The sequence below is a fragment of the Candidatus Thiodictyon syntrophicum genome, from assembly GCF_002813775.1.
In the GTDB taxonomy this organism is placed as follows: domain Bacteria; phylum Pseudomonadota; class Gammaproteobacteria; order Chromatiales; family Chromatiaceae; genus Thiodictyon; species Thiodictyon syntrophicum.
The window spans coordinates 1,115,999-1,130,291 of record NZ_CP020370.1 but is presented as its reverse complement, the minus strand read 5'-3'; the positions used below and the strand labels follow the sequence as shown (position 1 = coordinate 1,130,291).

General features: G+C 62.3%; 16 protein-coding genes and 1 pseudogene. 9 read left to right on the top strand and 8 right to left on the bottom strand.

The annotated features are described in order from the left end of the window. Positions 1-84 precede the first annotated feature (84 nt). Positions 85-1,050, bottom strand: a complete 966-nt coding sequence (locus THSYN_RS04980) for a metallophosphoesterase (RefSeq protein ID WP_100918160.1) — start codon at positions 1,048-1,050, stop codon at positions 85-87. Positions 1,051-1,890: 840 nt separating this feature from the next. Between THSYN_RS04980 and THSYN_RS04975 the strand changes: the two genes are divergently transcribed. Both THSYN_RS04975 and THSYN_RS04965 read left to right on the top strand, forming a co-directional pair. Further along, positions 1,891-2,622, top strand: coding sequence for a DUF1828 domain-containing protein (locus tag THSYN_RS04975; RefSeq protein ID WP_157817462.1), 732 nt, complete (start codon positions 1,891-1,893; stop codon positions 2,620-2,622). 718 nt (positions 2,623-3,340) lie between these two features. After that, positions 3,341-3,583: a hypothetical protein gene (locus THSYN_RS04965; protein ID WP_100918157.1), complete on the top strand. Its 243-nt coding sequence runs from the start codon at positions 3,341-3,343 to the stop codon at positions 3,581-3,583. A 119-nt stretch (positions 3,584-3,702) separates the two neighbouring features. Here THSYN_RS04965 and THSYN_RS04960 read toward each other — a convergent pair whose 3' ends face one another. Next, on the bottom strand, positions 3,703-5,379 hold the full coding sequence (locus THSYN_RS04960) for a DUF6399 domain-containing protein (protein WP_100918156.1): 1,677 nt from the start codon (positions 5,377-5,379) through the stop codon (positions 3,703-3,705). Positions 5,380-5,721: 342 nt separating this feature from the next. On the opposite strand from THSYN_RS04960, the gene THSYN_RS35690 reads away from it, so the two are divergent. From THSYN_RS35690 to THSYN_RS04945, 3 genes are read left to right on the top strand one after another with little or no spacing between them, the layout of a single operon-like run. Next, positions 5,722-5,931: a tetratricopeptide repeat protein gene (locus tag THSYN_RS35690; RefSeq protein WP_269467350.1), complete on the top strand. Its 210-nt coding sequence runs from the start codon at positions 5,722-5,724 to the stop codon at positions 5,929-5,931. A gap of 22 nt (positions 5,932-5,953) precedes the next feature. Continuing rightward, positions 5,954-6,250, top strand: a complete 297-nt coding sequence (locus tag THSYN_RS04950) for a toxin-antitoxin system TumE family protein (RefSeq protein WP_100918154.1) — start codon at positions 5,954-5,956, stop codon at positions 6,248-6,250. After that, a complete protein-coding gene (locus tag THSYN_RS04945; RefSeq protein ID WP_100918153.1) occupies positions 6,231-6,578 on the top strand; it encodes an HVO_A0114 family putative DNA-binding protein in 348 nt (115 codons plus the stop codon). The genes THSYN_RS04950 and THSYN_RS04945 overlap by 20 nt, the downstream gene beginning before the upstream one ends. Before the next feature lie 242 nt (positions 6,579-6,820). On the opposite strand, the gene THSYN_RS04940 is transcribed toward THSYN_RS04945, so the two are convergent. Further along, positions 6,821-8,167, bottom strand: a complete 1,347-nt coding sequence (locus THSYN_RS04940; protein WP_100922257.1) for an IS1380 family transposase — start codon at positions 8,165-8,167, stop codon at positions 6,821-6,823. Between the two features lie 221 nt (positions 8,168-8,388). Here THSYN_RS04940 and THSYN_RS04935 point away from each other — a divergent pair. Continuing rightward, positions 8,389-8,595, top strand: a pseudogene (locus THSYN_RS04935) (type II toxin-antitoxin system RelE/ParE family toxin); the annotation flags it as partial. 243 nt (positions 8,596-8,838) lie between these two features. Here the strand turns inward: THSYN_RS04935 and THSYN_RS04930 are convergent. Continuing rightward, positions 8,839-9,960, bottom strand: a complete 1,122-nt coding sequence (locus THSYN_RS04930) for an IS1380 family transposase (RefSeq protein ID WP_100918151.1) — start codon at positions 9,958-9,960, stop codon at positions 8,839-8,841. A gap of 97 nt (positions 9,961-10,057) precedes the next feature. Here THSYN_RS04930 and THSYN_RS04925 point away from each other — a divergent pair, with 97 nt between their 5' ends. Then, entirely contained in the window at positions 10,058-11,068 is a 1,011-nt protein-coding gene (locus THSYN_RS04925; RefSeq protein ID WP_100917404.1) for an IS1 family transposase, read from the top strand. Here the strand turns inward: THSYN_RS04925 and THSYN_RS04920 are convergent. Further along, positions 11,063-11,341: a hypothetical protein gene (locus tag THSYN_RS04920; protein WP_100918150.1), complete on the bottom strand. Its 279-nt coding sequence runs from the start codon at positions 11,339-11,341 to the stop codon at positions 11,063-11,065. The genes THSYN_RS04925 and THSYN_RS04920 overlap by 6 nt on opposite strands. 25 nt (positions 11,342-11,366) lie before the next feature. Here THSYN_RS04920 and THSYN_RS36615 point away from each other — a divergent pair, with 25 nt between their 5' ends. After that, complete coding sequence (locus tag THSYN_RS36615; RefSeq protein ID WP_100918149.1) at positions 11,367-11,717, top strand: helix-turn-helix domain-containing protein; 351 nt, start codon at positions 11,367-11,369, stop codon at positions 11,715-11,717. Positions 11,718-11,738: 21 nt separating this feature from the next. On the opposite strand, the gene THSYN_RS04910 is transcribed toward THSYN_RS36615, so the two are convergent. After that, positions 11,739-12,176, bottom strand: a complete 438-nt coding sequence (locus tag THSYN_RS04910) for a DUF2442 domain-containing protein (RefSeq protein ID WP_100918148.1) — start codon at positions 12,174-12,176, stop codon at positions 11,739-11,741. Between the two features lie 500 nt (positions 12,177-12,676). Between THSYN_RS04910 and THSYN_RS35680 the strand changes: the two genes are divergently transcribed. Then, a complete protein-coding gene (locus tag THSYN_RS35680) occupies positions 12,677-13,042 on the top strand; it encodes a type II toxin-antitoxin system prevent-host-death family antitoxin (RefSeq protein WP_100922301.1) in 366 nt (121 codons plus the stop codon). Between the two features lie 117 nt (positions 13,043-13,159). Here the strand turns inward: THSYN_RS35680 and THSYN_RS04900 are convergent, their stop codons facing one another. Both THSYN_RS04900 and THSYN_RS04895 read right to left on the bottom strand, forming a co-directional pair. Then, entirely contained in the window at positions 13,160-13,642 is a 483-nt protein-coding gene (locus THSYN_RS04900; protein ID WP_100918147.1) for a ribonuclease toxin HepT-like protein, read from the bottom strand. After that, positions 13,626-14,006: a nucleotidyltransferase family protein gene (locus tag THSYN_RS04895; RefSeq protein ID WP_100918146.1), complete on the bottom strand. Its 381-nt coding sequence runs from the start codon at positions 14,004-14,006 to the stop codon at positions 13,626-13,628. The genes THSYN_RS04900 and THSYN_RS04895 overlap by 17 nt, the downstream gene beginning before the upstream one ends. Positions 14,007-14,293: the final 287 nt, after the last annotated feature.

Genomic DNA, 14,293 nt, shown 5'->3' with positions numbered 1-14,293 from the left:
GCGGGACTGCGCAGTATAACCGCCGCGGTGCCTGCGTCAGCGACGGGTAGGATGGGTAGAGCGCAGCGAAACCCATCGTTAGCGCTACGGCACGCTGACAAACCCCGCATCCGTCAGCCGCTCCTCCCCATCCCACCGATAGGCCACCAGCGCCCCGTCCGTCCCGGCGCTGTAGTCCAGACAGGCGGCGTGCGGCGCCAGCACCCGCGGCGTACCGGTCAGCCAGTAATGCCCGAAAAAGATCGGCTTATCGGTTGGCGGGGCGATGCGCGCATGGTCCGGGAGCGGGTCGCGGGGCAGGTGCTCCCGAGTGGCCTCGTCCACCATCGCCGCGCTGGCATAATCGTCGGCCTGGGGGTCCCACCACCGCACGCGGACGCGATAGCGCTTGAATTGGTCTTTATCCGCGAAGAAATGCCGCGGGGGCAGCGGGATCTCCAGGCCCTTGGTGAGTGCCTCGACGGCCTTGAAGAGCGAGGGGTGGGCGCTGTCCCGCTCATGCTCGTCCGTCGGCTCGGTGGTGGCGGCGGCCAGGATCTCCGGGCGCAGTTGCCGATCCGCGGTCAGGTGGGGCTCCAGCCAGGCCATGAACGGCGGATGCCAGCAGGCGTGTACCGCCCGCAGACCGGGCAGGTCGAGCCAGAGCGGGAGCGTCATGAACCACTGGATCAGTTCACGGTAGAGGGTCGGGCGCGGTTCGAGTTCGTCCAGGAAGCGGGCGTGCTGGCGGCGGTTCTTGAGGCCCCGCAGGGGGTGGAAATGGGGCCGCAGGAAGTCGCCGTTGCCCCGCGGGTCGGGCGTGGCCCAGGCGATGGCATTGAGTTCGTGGTTGCCCATCACGGCCAGGGCCGCGCCGGACTCGACCATCCGGCGGGCGATGGTGACGGTGCGCACCTGATCAGGGCCGCGGTCGATGAAGTCGCCCAGGAAGATGACGGTGCGTGACGGGTGGCGCCAGAGGCCGTGCGATTGCCGGTACCCCAGGCGGGCGAGCAATGCCTCGAGCTTGTCCGCCTGGCCGTGGATATCACCGATGAGGTCGTATGCCATACAGTGCCCTCCCGGGTCAAGACTTTACGGTAGCACTGCACCTGGCGGCCTGCAAGCAAGCCCCGCGTGAGGGAAAATCCCGTTTAAGCCTCTGAACCCAGAAAGAGCAGTTCTCACACAGAGACACAAAGATCACAAAGATTTTCAACGCGATATGTGGGTCGAGGAGGTCACCCGCACGGTGATCGGCCCAACCCCTCCAATGATCTGTTTTTCTTTGTGTTCTTTGTGTCTTTGTGTGAGCAATTCCCGGATTTAGGCTGAACCGCCTCCTCGATTCCTGACGGTGTCGGCTTGATCGCCGACATCCGACCCCCGGTTCGCCCGTCACCAAGCTCCGCGACCGTGCGAGGCATCGCGGCACCCGCGACTGGAGTCCAAGGCTTCAGCGGCAACCCGTTGCGGCCTGGGGATGTCACGCCCTTTCAGGGCTGGGCTCCTTTACAACCGACCACCCAGGGCGTTGCCCAGGGCTGGTATGTCGCGCCCCTTCGGGGCTTAAGGGTCGCGGCGGCCGCAGGCACCCCGCGCGGGATCAAGGCGTCCGGGCGGGAGCATTGACCCCAACGGGGTCACACATACCAGCCCAGGGCAACGCCCTGGGTCGTCCGCAGAGATCGTCTTAGCCCTGAAAGGGCGTTACAGATCGCGGCCTTGATCATCGCTCCGGCCGCCCCGGGCCGGAGTCCAAGGCTTCAGCCTTGGATGTACGGGACCAAGGCTGAAGCCTTAAACTCCAGAAGCTGGCCGCTGGCCCGTACGATGATCAAGGCCGCACCTGGTCAACGACCTTTGCGTCCGTTGCGGGACGTGCATCGCCCCAGACGACGAGCAACTCCTATGAATACTAACGACCTCTGCAAGCGCTTCGACTGGATCGGCACCAACGACAACGGGCGCCTCGTTACCCCATGGCGCTATGACGACGGCGACCAAGTGGTCATCTTTGCGCACCGCGAGGGAATGCAGTGGCGCGCCGATGACAACGGGGAAGCCCTGTTCCGCCTTGCAGCCGCCGGCGTTGACCCCGAGTCGCCAGCCGTAGTGGCTCGGCTCGACGCCTTCCCTATCCTCCTCGGGGTCCAGGTCGAGAAAGACGGCGAGACCCTGACCACGCGCGCCGCCCACCTTGAGCAGGCGGCGTTCGCGGTCGCAGAGGCCTCGTCCCAAGTCATGGCACTCGCCTGCCTGCGACGGGCGCGGACGATGTCCGATTTCCGCGAACGTGTGGTCCAGGTCGTCCAAGCCGCCGCGGCGTCGCTCGGTGTCGAGGCGCGGTTCGATGTACCGGTTGACGAGAGTCAAAGCCTGCGAGCGGATGTCTATCTTCTCTCCCGGGTCCCGCTGATCGTCATTGCCGCCACCTCGGCGCAACGCCTGATGGAGGCCGAGATCATCTGGCTCGACGCCGCCCGGCGCCAGGAACCCGCCTATGTCCTGGCAACGGTGGAAGACGCCCGCGCCGTCGGCATCAACCAGTACACCCGGGCCAACTATTACACCGACAAGACCGTGGAGTTCACGGGCGCCAAGGCCCTCGGGGAATTGGTGGCGCACCAATTGCGACACTGACGGAGTCGCGTCGATCCCAGGTTAATGTAGTCGCACAGGTTCTTGGCTGGAACTTTCCTGAAAATTGGGGTTGTTGAGGTTGAGTCGGACCTGAGCCTCGGTCATACTCCCGGCTTTACAACGCCTCGCAGTTGCGCGAGTCGGTGGAAGGTCTTGATGGCCCTGGAACACCGGGCAGCAAGAGCCGTTCCCGGCGAAGATCGCACAGGCGGCCAAGGACACCTTGACGGGGTTCAAGGCGACCGCGGAAGCCACGGCGAAGGCGGTGGCGCAAGCGGCCAAGGCAGACCTTGCCGCAGCGGTCGCGACGGCGGCTCACCGGGTCGCGGATCAGGTGGCCGGCACCCGTGAACTGCGCTGGGGGGTGGGTCTGTCCCTGGCGATGGCGGTGCTGATCGCGTGCGCGCTGGGGTTCGGGATCTACATGGAGAGCGTCGGCCGGGCCTCGGGCTTGGTGGAGGGTACGCGGCGGCCCGGGACGAGACGGCGGCGGCGGCCTGGGCGAACACGCCGCAGGGGAAGGCGGCCTACCAGCTTGCGCAGGCCGGTAGCATCGAGATCCTGACGCGGTGCGATCTGCCGGGTTGGCGGATCGAGAAAGGCGGGTGCTACCCGGACCAAGCGCCTGGGCGTAAACTCCACACGCCAGAAAAGCGAGGAGAAATTCCGGCTGGTCACTCAAGACCCCGCATCGGCGAAGGCTGCCCGCGATCATAAGATGTTCCAGGCCGCGGGGCTGCTGGGTCTCGCCGGACTGCTCGACACCAAGACCGGGGAGCTTGCCCGCAAGCCGGCCGCGCTGCTCGGGGCCTTGCTCGGGCTTGCCCAAGTCGAAGACCCCCGACGCTGGGAAGAATGGGAAATTAAAGGAGCGTCGCTGCTTGCCGAACGCCAGGCAAAGAAGGGCGGTAGGAAAGATGATGGGGGCGGATCAATCGAGTCTGCGCATCAAAGCCCTTGAAGCCATGGTGCGGCTGCTGGGATTAGCGAGGTTAATGCTTTACAAGTCGGTGACTAAATAACAAAAGGTGCGAATCGCTCCGCGTTTTTTGGCCTTGATCATCGTTCCGGCCACCCCCGTTACGCCGCTACCGGCAGGAGCGCGGGCGGCTTGGGCGGGCGCGGTCGTCGGCGCGCTGGCGGCGGGGGCAACGGCATGCGCTGGAGCACCTGCGCGAACAGCGTTTCGTGGGCCCGGCCGAAGAAGCGCTCAGCGGCAGTGGTCCCGTCGGGGCGACGGAGGTGGAAGTTATGTACGGCGGTCAGTGCCTCGAGCTTGCGGTCGCTCAGGCGATGTCGGCCATGGTGATGTAGGGACAGTTGGCCGTTGCGCCCCTCCACGCTGGAACTGCTGCGCTGGAACAGGTCGGCGCAGTCACCGGCCACCTGTTCGAGGCGCGCGCGCTCGGCCTCTGGGAGGGCCTGGAGCGGATGATCGCGTTGGCGCAGCGGTTCGAGCAACTGCCGGCTCAGGGCGTGCAGACGGTGGCGCGGTTCAGCGAGCGTGCTGCGATTGGCGACGCGCTCGAGGTAGAGCGCCGGAATCAGCTGCGTGAGCAACGCCAGTTCCACGGCGGGCGGCAGATTCAGCGCCTCGACCTTGGCCTGCACGGTCGCAAAGAAAAAGGTAATGGTGGCAAGGAACTGAATCGTCAGGCACTGCGCCTTGGCCAGGCGCTCACGGGCGCGCGTTGGCAGATCGGCCGCGTCGGCCAGCTGTTGCAGCCGCGTCCACACGTCGGCAAAGCGTTGCGCGATGCGCGCCACGGGCTGCGCCTGTCCCTGCTCCAACTCATAGGGGTGATAGAGGGTCCCCAACTCACGCACCAGTTCACGGGCCTCGGCCTGACGCGCTTGCGCCTGTACCTGATCGGCTTCGGCCTGCACCACGACCGCCAGGGCGGCTTCAATGCGGGGCGCGAACGCCGGTGGGCGCCCGCGCGGACGCGGGGATTGGGCGTCATAGGCCTGCGCGGTCGCCCGCTCAGCGTCCAGCGACGTCTGGGCGGCCGCGACGCTGGCGCCCGCCTGTTTCACGTGGCGGACCAAGTGTAGGCTGGTGCCCTTGGACACCTCCTGTTGCACATGAAACAGGTCCGGGGAATGATGGGCCGCACAATCCGTCTGGATATGGCGGCGCAACGCTGTGGCCTCGTCGCTGGTGCCCTGGATCACGGTCACGTTCAAGCCGTCCAGACCCGCGCGCAACGCCTGCGTCCAGGTGGCCGCCGTGCGATCGGCGGCGTACTGTTCGCGCAGCAGAAAGTTCGACACCGGCTCCAACATGACCAACAAAATCTGCGGATGAAAGGTCTCATCCTCGCACGCCGTGATCGCGCGGTGCGGCATGCCCACCGCCAACGCCGCCCGTTGCTCACGCGCCACGGCGACCACCATCTCCTCCAAGGCCGCATTGAGGGCCTGGTGGGTGCCATAGCTCGCGCCGACGAACGCCGACAACCCACTCAACTTCAAGAATTCACACACCATCCGCACCCCGGCACCGCCGTGCAGCGTGATGACGAAGTGCGCCGCCACCACCACTTGGTGCAGCCACTGCACGCCCTCAGGGGTCGCCACGAAGGCCGCCAACACCGCCGGGGCCGCGCCGACCGGGGTCGGCTTGCACCAGTCCTGCAAGGTGCTGCGCGCCACGCCCAGTTCGGCGGCGACGTGGCGTTGCGGCTGCCCCGTCGCCAAGCGGGCCACGGCCGCCCCGCGCTGTTCGGCTCGCTCCAGGCGCGAGCGGTGCTTCACGACCCACCGCCGGCCGACCGCCGGACCACGCCCGATGGCGTCGACCCGATGTCTGCGCTAAAGTCGATCCCGGCAGGACCTTCGAACATCGTGCTTCTCCCTCGGTTTGTTTGCACTTCCAAGGGTACACAATTTCGCGGGTCCTGCCGCTCTCCAGTGGGGGTTAACCAAGCCCTACGCTAGGTCTTGGCCGGATTTATGATCAAGGCCCGTTTTTTGTTCTTTTAGCGCCGTGGTTGGGATAACGGAAACAGCGGGGCAATTATGCGGACTTTTACTGCTTTGTTATTGTGTGCGGCGCTAGGCGTCGGTGGAGTTTCCGCGGAGCCGTCCGCAGCTGGAATGATCGAAGAAAAACTGGCGAAAGCCGAACAAGGCGATGCTGACGCGCAATCCAAACTCGGTTGGATGTACCTCAAAGGGCAGGGCGTACCTCAGGACTATGCCCAAGCCGCCGCTTGGTACCGCAAGGCCGCTGACCAAGACAATGCTGACCCGCAATACAACATCGGTGGGCTGTACCTCACTGGACGTGGCGTGCCGCAGCAATGAGGGACAGACCACGGTTTCCAAGATGAAGGCCTTGCCTCTCGTTCGCCGCCGGGTGGCCATTGCTGCCGACGCATTCGTCGAGGTAGTCATCTGGCAAGTTCCCATACCGGTTTCGCCATCGTTGCATCGCTTCAAGTACCGGCTTGCGTACATCGTTGACGATCGCTGCGTGCTGCGCTATGACAACGAACGGGGAAAGGGTGACCATCGGCACTCGGAAACAGCCGAAGCGCCTTATGTTTTTCTGACACCGGATCGTCTGATGTCCGACTTTGAAGCCGACGTGGCGAGGTGGAATCGTGAAAACCGTCATTCTTGAAGTGCGCTCCCTCAAAGAAACCCTGGCCGAGGCCGCGCGCGCAATGGACACGGGGTGTTCGCAGCCCGAGGCGCGTATCGCTTTCGCGACACCCGAACTGCTATGGGAGGTGCTGACCGTAAGGCGCTGGGAGCTTCTCAAGGCGCTGTGCGGCGCCGGCCCCGTGTCTATCCGGGAGGCCGCGCACTGCGTCGGGCGGGACACCAAGGCGGTTCATCGCGACGTGACCGCGCTACTCAAAGCCGGGGTATTGAGCCATGCACCGGATGACCGCATCGAGTTCCCGTTCGACGCGGTGAAAGTCGAGTTCCTGCTGCAAGCCGCATGATATAGAAAACCTGAATCCGTGAACTAATACGGTGCCGTACTCAGGCACACGGCTATCAAAGGGGTTGGAGTCGAGATTTGTGGCGCAGAACTGCGCTAGCGGTCGCGACAAGGTCGCCGGTGCGGCAATTTTGAGCTGGGGAGACGCATGTCAGGGGCCGACCGCATACGCCAGCCAATAGGGTGGGTCCACCGTGCGCATAGCACGGCGGCGAGCGGACCGCACTGCATTCGTCGCAGGGATCAGGGACCGGCCAATTGGGCGTACAAGCGACGGAAGACAGGGACGATCCGGCAACCATAGCCGAAGGCCAGTTTGAGGCGGCGGCCGGTGACGATCAGGCGGGCGGCAACGTACATCAGTTCCTGCATCACGGTGCGCAGGCGTCGCCGCTTAGCCGGGTGGCGGGGCGGGGCATCCGGCCCAAAGAGACCGGTCTGGCCGATCCAGCGCAGGACGTTGTAGGCGAATGCGGCACAGGCCAATACCAGTGCGTTGGTCACAAACTTTCCTGAGGGGAGTCGCTCAATGTCCAGGTCGGTCTTAAATTCGCTGTGGAATTGTTCGGAGGTGGCATGGTCGGCATAGAGCGCAATGATGGTTTCTTCATCGAATTCCAGGCTGCTCCACCAGCCTTCGATTTCAATGTCGGGAATCAGGAGGTGCTGACCATGCTTGTCGATGGTGCGCTCGATAACGCGCATGACGCGGCGCAGAGGGTACTCGTACCCGTCCAAAAAGCGGGTGTCGCGCACCTCGAACAGGGCCACGCGCTTACCCGGGCGCGGCGTGCTCCAGTCGCCGTACTCCTCGGCGTAAGTCAGCCACTGCGTTGGACTTTCTTGGCGCGGGTTCCACTTGATCAGGTAGTGCACCGGGGCGGCGTCCGGGTGCGCCTCATTGTGCGCAATGACCGTGGCGATGTTGTCGAGCGCGTCATTGCCGCTGTCCAGGCGCAGCAGCAACGGCAGCGCGGTCAGTCGGCGGGCCCGCGTCAGCACCCGCTCCAGCAACGCGGGGGTGTCCTTCTGGCAGTGCTGGCTACCCGCCCGCAACTCCCACTCCAAACAGTACCCCTCTTGGCCAAGATAGGCCGCCATTGGGGCGAACCCGTCGTCACCCTTGTAGGTGCGCGAGACACCCTCTTTCTTGGTCTTGGCGTTGTTCAGCGGGGTGACATCCGCATCCAGCGCGACCAGCCCATTGGCCAGCGGCGTAATCGGTGCCGCGATACGCTGCAGAAACGCGATGGATGCATCGAGTATCGGCGCCATGAACACCGCCGCGTGGGCATCAAGGCGCTGGCGCAACGTGACGGCCGAGGGAACCTGGTCGACACCCAACGCCTCAGCGAAATACGGGTCCTGCCGGAACGCCGTGATCGCTTCAAAGTCGCTCTTGCCCAAACACAGCAGCCCGATGTAGCTAGTCAGGATCTTCACATGCGGTATGGCATCGCTCCGGGCCGGCGCCGCTGCGGTCGCATCTTTCGCTAGGTCGGTGTGCTGACTAATCGCCATCCCGATCAGTCCCAATCCCGCGTGGGAAGTAAAATCAGCCTCGGATTTCGCAATGATGAGCCGTCGCACCATGTCACCTGCGGAGTGAGTCTCAAGAATGCGCCATTTTAACTCTATCTCGCTGAAATTCCAACAGATCAACGATTCCGCGGCTCATTTAGATCACTGGCCGAGGGAAAATATTGTATAGTTCGGCTAGGAAATATGTTTGGCGACGTACAGCAAGGCGCCAGCTTTGGCCACTCGAGCCGCCTCCAGGGCCATGGCCTGGCGCCGGGCTTAGACAATAGAAGCCGATAACAACTATCGGACCTGGGGTGCAGGAAATTCGTGTTCGGGACGCTGCCGGCGCGTTCCGGATCGTCTATGTGGTGAAGCTCGCGGACGCGGTCTATGTGCTGCACTGCTTCCAGAAGAAGACGCAGAAGACCAGCAAGCCGGACCTGGACTTAGCCGAGAAACGTTACCGGAAGTTGCTGAAAGAGCTGAATTTATGATTAAGGAACGCCTGAATCCGTGAACTAGTACGGTGCCCTACTCCGACAAACGGCTACCAAAGGGGTTGGAGTCGAGATTCGCGGCGTAACAGTAGGCCAGCGGTCGCGAGAGGGTCGCCGCTGCGTCAATTTTGAGCTGGAGTGACGCATGCCGGGGATCGACCGCATACGTTAACCAATAGGGTGAGTCCACCGCGCGCATCGCACGGCGGCAAGCGGGCCGCACTGCATCCGTCGCAGGGATTAGGGACCGGCCAATTGGGCGTACAAGCGACGGAAGACAGGGACGATCCGGCAACCATAGCCGAAGGCCAGTTTGAGGCGGCGGCCGGTGACGATCAGGCGGGCGGCAACGTACATCAGTTCCTGCATCACGGTGCGCAGGCGTCGCCGCTTCGCCGGGTGGCGGGGCGGGGCATCCGGGCCCAAGAGACCGGTCTGACCGATCCAGCGCAGGATGTTGTAGGCGAATGCGGCACAGGCTAACACCAGTGCGTTGGTCGCAAACTTTCCTGAGGGGAGTCGCTCAATGTCCAGGTCGGTCTTAAATTCGCTGTGGAATTGTTCGGAGGTGGCATGGTCGGCATAGAGCGCAATGATGGTTTCCTCATCGAATTCCAGGCTGCTCCACCAGCCTTCGATTTCAATGTCGGGAATCAGGAGGTGCTGACCATGCTTGTCGATGGTGCACTCGATGACGCGCATGACGCGGCGCAGCGGGTATTCGTATCCGTCCAGAAAGCGGGTGTCGCGCACCTCGAACAGGGCCACCCGCTTACCCGGGCGCGGCGTGCTCCAGTCGCCGTACTCCTCGGCGTAAGTCAGCCACTGCGTTGGACTTTCTTGGCGCGGGTTCCACTTGATCAGGTAGTGCACCGGGGCGGCGTCCGGGTGCGCCTCATTGTGCGCGATGACCGTCGCGATGTTGTCGAGCGCGTCATTGCCGCTGTCCAGGCGCAGCAGCAACGGCAGCGCGGTCAGCCGGCGGGCCCGCGTCAGCACCCGCTCCAGCAACGCGGGGGTGTCCTTCTGGCAGTGCTGGCTACCGGCCCGCAACTCCCACTCCAAGCAGTACCCCTCCTGGCCCAGATAGGCGGCCATCGGGGCGAACCCGTCGTCACCCTTGTAGGTGCGCGACACCCCCTCTTTCTTGGTCTTGGCGTTGTTCAACGGGGTGACATCCGCATCCAGTGCGACCAGACCATTGGCCAGGGGCGTAATCGGTGCCGCGATACGCTGCAGAAACGCGATGGATGCCTCGATGATCGGCGCCATGAGCGCCGCCGCGTGGGTATCAAGGCGTTGGCGCAACGTGACGGCCGAGGGAACTTGGTCGACATCCAACGCCTCAGCGAAATACGGCACTGGTTCAGTTTAATTCCTGTTTACAAGACATTGAAATATATGTAATATATCTAGTTCGGCGCGGGTTTCCGTCACTTTTTGAATAAGTGAGAACTTCTTGAACGGACAATGGACATGCCCTCATTGCAATTCACAGAATTGTCGGCATCACAAGACGTATCAAACCGGTCATAACGGTACGCGTTTGCTGTGGCGATGTCAAAGTTGCAATAGGCTCTTTTCCGAGACCAAAGCCACCCTTATCGAGGGGCTCAGGAAACCGACCAGCTTCATCATTCAAGTGCTCAAAACGCGCACTGAGGGGATCGGCTTGAACGCCGCCTGCCGGGCCTTCGCGATTGCGAAGAATACGTTGCTCCTATGGGAGCGTCGCCTGGCCGATTGCAAGGATGTGCTGGTCATATATGCCCTGACGCACACCTTTATTGAGCAACTGATCGAAGGTGATGAGCTTTATACGAAAGTGAATAGGAATGTCCCCCCGGAGGATTGTGAAGGCTGGACGATCGTACTGATGGAAAGGGCAAGTCGATTTATCTGGGCGCTTCAGTGCGGGAAAAAGGATCGCAGCCTATTTTCATATGCCATACAAATACTTAGAGATGTCATCCTGCGTACTGGCGATGTCACTCTAGTCACCGACGGGGAACGTCGGTATGGCAATCTCCTGTTTGAAATTTGCCACGAAGTATTGCGAACCGGAAAACGCGGCCGCCCACCGAAAGTGCTTCGTCGCGGTGTGAAGGTGCGCCTTAAGAATAAAGGGAAAGGAACTGATAGAACGGGGCACTCGCGTCCCAAATACGAAACCCCTCATCCGGAGCATCCAGAAACCGATCAAGATGTGACGCCAGCCGATATTCATGCTAATCATTTGGAAGCATCGAACGCTTCATTTCGGCGAAAGAATTCTGCTTATCGCCGCCGAACGAATACGTACGCGAAGAGCATTTCTGGTTTGCAAAGAACATTGGATATGTTGTGGATTGTCCATAACTTTATTCGCAGCCACTTCACGACAAAACAGGTTCCTGCGGTGGCTCTGGGGATTCTCCAGCAGGGACTCTCGTGGGATGAGGTCCTTAGAGTTCGACAGCCCAGGTTATAAAAATACTACAAAAACATAAGGATAAGGAAGAACCAAACTGAACCAGTGCCGGAACGCCGTGATCGCTTCAAAATCGCTCTTGCCCAAACACAGCAGCCCGATGTAGCTAGTCAGGATCTTGACATGCGGTATGGCATCGCTCCGGGCCGGCGCCGCTGCGGTCGCATCTTTCGCCAGGTCGGTGTGCTGACTAATCGCCATCCCGATCAGTCCCAATCCCGCGTGGGAAGTAAAATCAGCCTCGGATTTCGCAATGATGAGCCGTCGCACCATGTCACCTGCGGAGTGAGTCTCAGGAATGCGCCATTTTAACTCTATCTCGCTGAAATTCCAACAGATCAACGATTCTGAGGCTCATTTAGATCACTGGCCGAGGGAACGATTTTCCAGCGTATGGGATGCCATTGAGGACACCCCTGCGGAAGCCGAAAACATGAAGCTCCGCTCGGCTCTGATGATGGCTTTGAAAGAACATATTGCCCGCACCGGCATGAGTCAGGCGCAGGCCGCCAAGCTGTTCGGTGTCACGCAACCTCGCGTTTCGGACCTGGTGCGCGGTAAGATCGACCTGTTCGGTCTGGATGCCCTGGTCAATATGGCTTCGGCGGCCGGCTTGCATATCGAAATGCGCGTACTGGAAGCCGCATAGGAAAAGCAGGAGGGGCCGGGTCTATGCGGCCTGGCGGCGGTTGCGTGCCTCCCATCCCTCGCAGGCTAATCCGATATAGATGGGGATGGGCTTCTGGCCGGTGTTGTAATAGATGATGGTGCGGCGGGAGAGGCCCAGGGCTTGGGCGGCGGTAGTGAGCGTGAGTCCATTGCGCTTCATCCAGGTATTGAAATCGGCCGTGGGGAAGGCGGTGCCGGACTGCTCGCGAGCCAGGCGGATCAATGCCTCGATGGAGAGCCCCTGGTCGATCGCTTGCCATTCGATGCCGTGACCCCAGTCAGATACGACAACAGCCGCAAACTGGTCGGGAGCAGTCAGCGGTTCGTAGCCGCTGGAGCCGATGATCCCGGTCGCATCAATGGTCAGGGTTTTCCCGTCGGAGAGGTCCAATTCAATGGTCGCTGGGGGAATCGCCCTGACGGCAACAATGGTCAGCATGGACGGTTACCTTACAACGTTGGGTTGAGTTTTCGCCGAGCGATTCACCCGGCGGGCGATCTGGGTGCTGGAGCTACCCTATTGTATTTCTTGGCGAGCTTGGCGCCTTGGCGTGAGCAACTGCCGGACCTAGGCTACAAGCCAATGCCGTTAAGTTAAGCGTTGCTTGCTCCCACGCGGAAGCAGGGGAGCAAGAGCGGGCGCTCCGCGTCCAGTAACCAAACGGGACGCGGAGCGCCCGCGCGGCATTCCCACGCTGGAGCGCGGGAACGAGAGGCCCGTAGCGGTCTCGCGTCTTCGCCCTGTTCGATGGCACGTTAGCACCGCGCCTTGCGGTCGGCAAGAAAGGCCGCGTGGCGCGAACCCTGCGCCGATCCGGTTTCCAGTTGGGCGACCACCTGCGCGGCACCGCTTGAGCGACCGGGGTCGCAGTACGTCACTTGCCCCGGTGTAAGGCGGCGTCTATGATTGGCGCAATCACAGCGATTGAGGTAATTGATATGGTCCGTGAGGCCCCGGCGATGATGGTCCGGCAGAATCTCGGGGAGTTGCTCGACCAGATCCAGTACCGCGGTGACTCGGTGGTGATAACGAAGAGTGGTAAGCGGGTCGCGGCACTCATCGACATTGCCCTCTTTGAGCGGCTGCGTGCCCTCGACGAGGACCATACGCGCCTGCGTGCAGAACTGGCGCAGGCACTCTCCGGCGCACCGCTGAAAGAGGGCAACGCTCTGATCAGCCAGGCGCAAGGGGACATTGAAGCCTTTGGCCGTATGGCGGCATTGCTGACGCAGATCGACCGGATTCCGGACCGGGTGGACGCCTGGGACCCGCTCGCATGGGACGAGCACGGGCTGCCGCAATGATCGTTGTCGATACCTCCGCTGTCGTGGCCATTACCTTCAGGGAACCTGAGCGCGAGGCGATGACTTTTCCCAGACGGACATCGCGCGTGCGGAATCCTGAGACGGTCCGGGGTCGAGTCAGGGTTCCAGTCCCTCGATCCCGGCAAGGAAATCGTTGACCTGCTCATGCAGCAGGGCCGCGGCGCGCCGCAAGCGGGAGGCGACCAGGCGCTCCCGCTCCCAGTCGAGCTCAAAGGTATAGCAATTGCGGAAGACGTGGCGAAACGCGCGGAAGTCGTCCAGCAGGCGATAGAGTTCGTCGTCAATGACCGCCGGGCGATGGCCGGGGACCGCAAGGCGCATGCGTCGCAGCAGGTCGGCGTGCCAGGTGTCGCGGCCGAGGTCGTTCTCGAAATAGGCGGCAATGGCGCGAAAGATGTTCTCGCAGCCGTTGTAGAAGTTGTGCAGCAGGTACCCGATGGCGCCGCGATCATAGTCGCCCACTGCCTGCGCCTCGCAGATCAGATAGTGTTCGGCGCTGGAGAAGATCTGTTCCAGACGCGCGATCTTGGCCAGTTCGTCGCGGACATCGGCGCACAGCAGTTCAGGGGTGCGGGCCATCGATCAACTCTCCGCGGGCGATGATCTTTCCGACCAACACCGGGTCATCGTCCTGGGTCAGCAGGTCCAGCGGTCGGCCCAGGGCCTGTTCCAGATCGTGCCGCAGGTCCCAGTAGATCGCCGCGGGGACATCCATGACCAGTAAGTCGACGTCCGAGCGCGCATGGGCGCGACCTTCGGCGATGGAGCCAAACAAATAGGCGCGGCCCACACCGTAGCGACGCAGGATCGGCGGCACTTCGCGGCTGACTTGGTCACGCAGCCGACTGGATTCGGCGCTGGTTTCTGCCTGCTCCCGCGCCCACCGGGCCTTGAGCTTGCTGAAGTCGAAGGGCGGTCGAGTGTTGTCGGCGGTGGGCTGCATGGTGCTCGCTCGGTCATGGCTTCGTGACGCAGCAAAGTGTGTCACACCTCGAGGTCAAGCGGCCAGTACCTTATTTCGCCTGATCTTGCGCCGCTCAAGCCCCGAAGGGGCGCGATATATCAGCCCAGGGCAACGCCCTGGGTATGAGGGATAACCGACCCCAGCCCTGAAAGGGCGTGACATAGGCAATTCCGCCGTTATGTCACGCCCTTTCAGGGCTAGACCGAAAAAAACAACGCTAACCCAGGGCGTTGCCCTGGGCTGGTATGTTCGACCCCGTTGGGGTC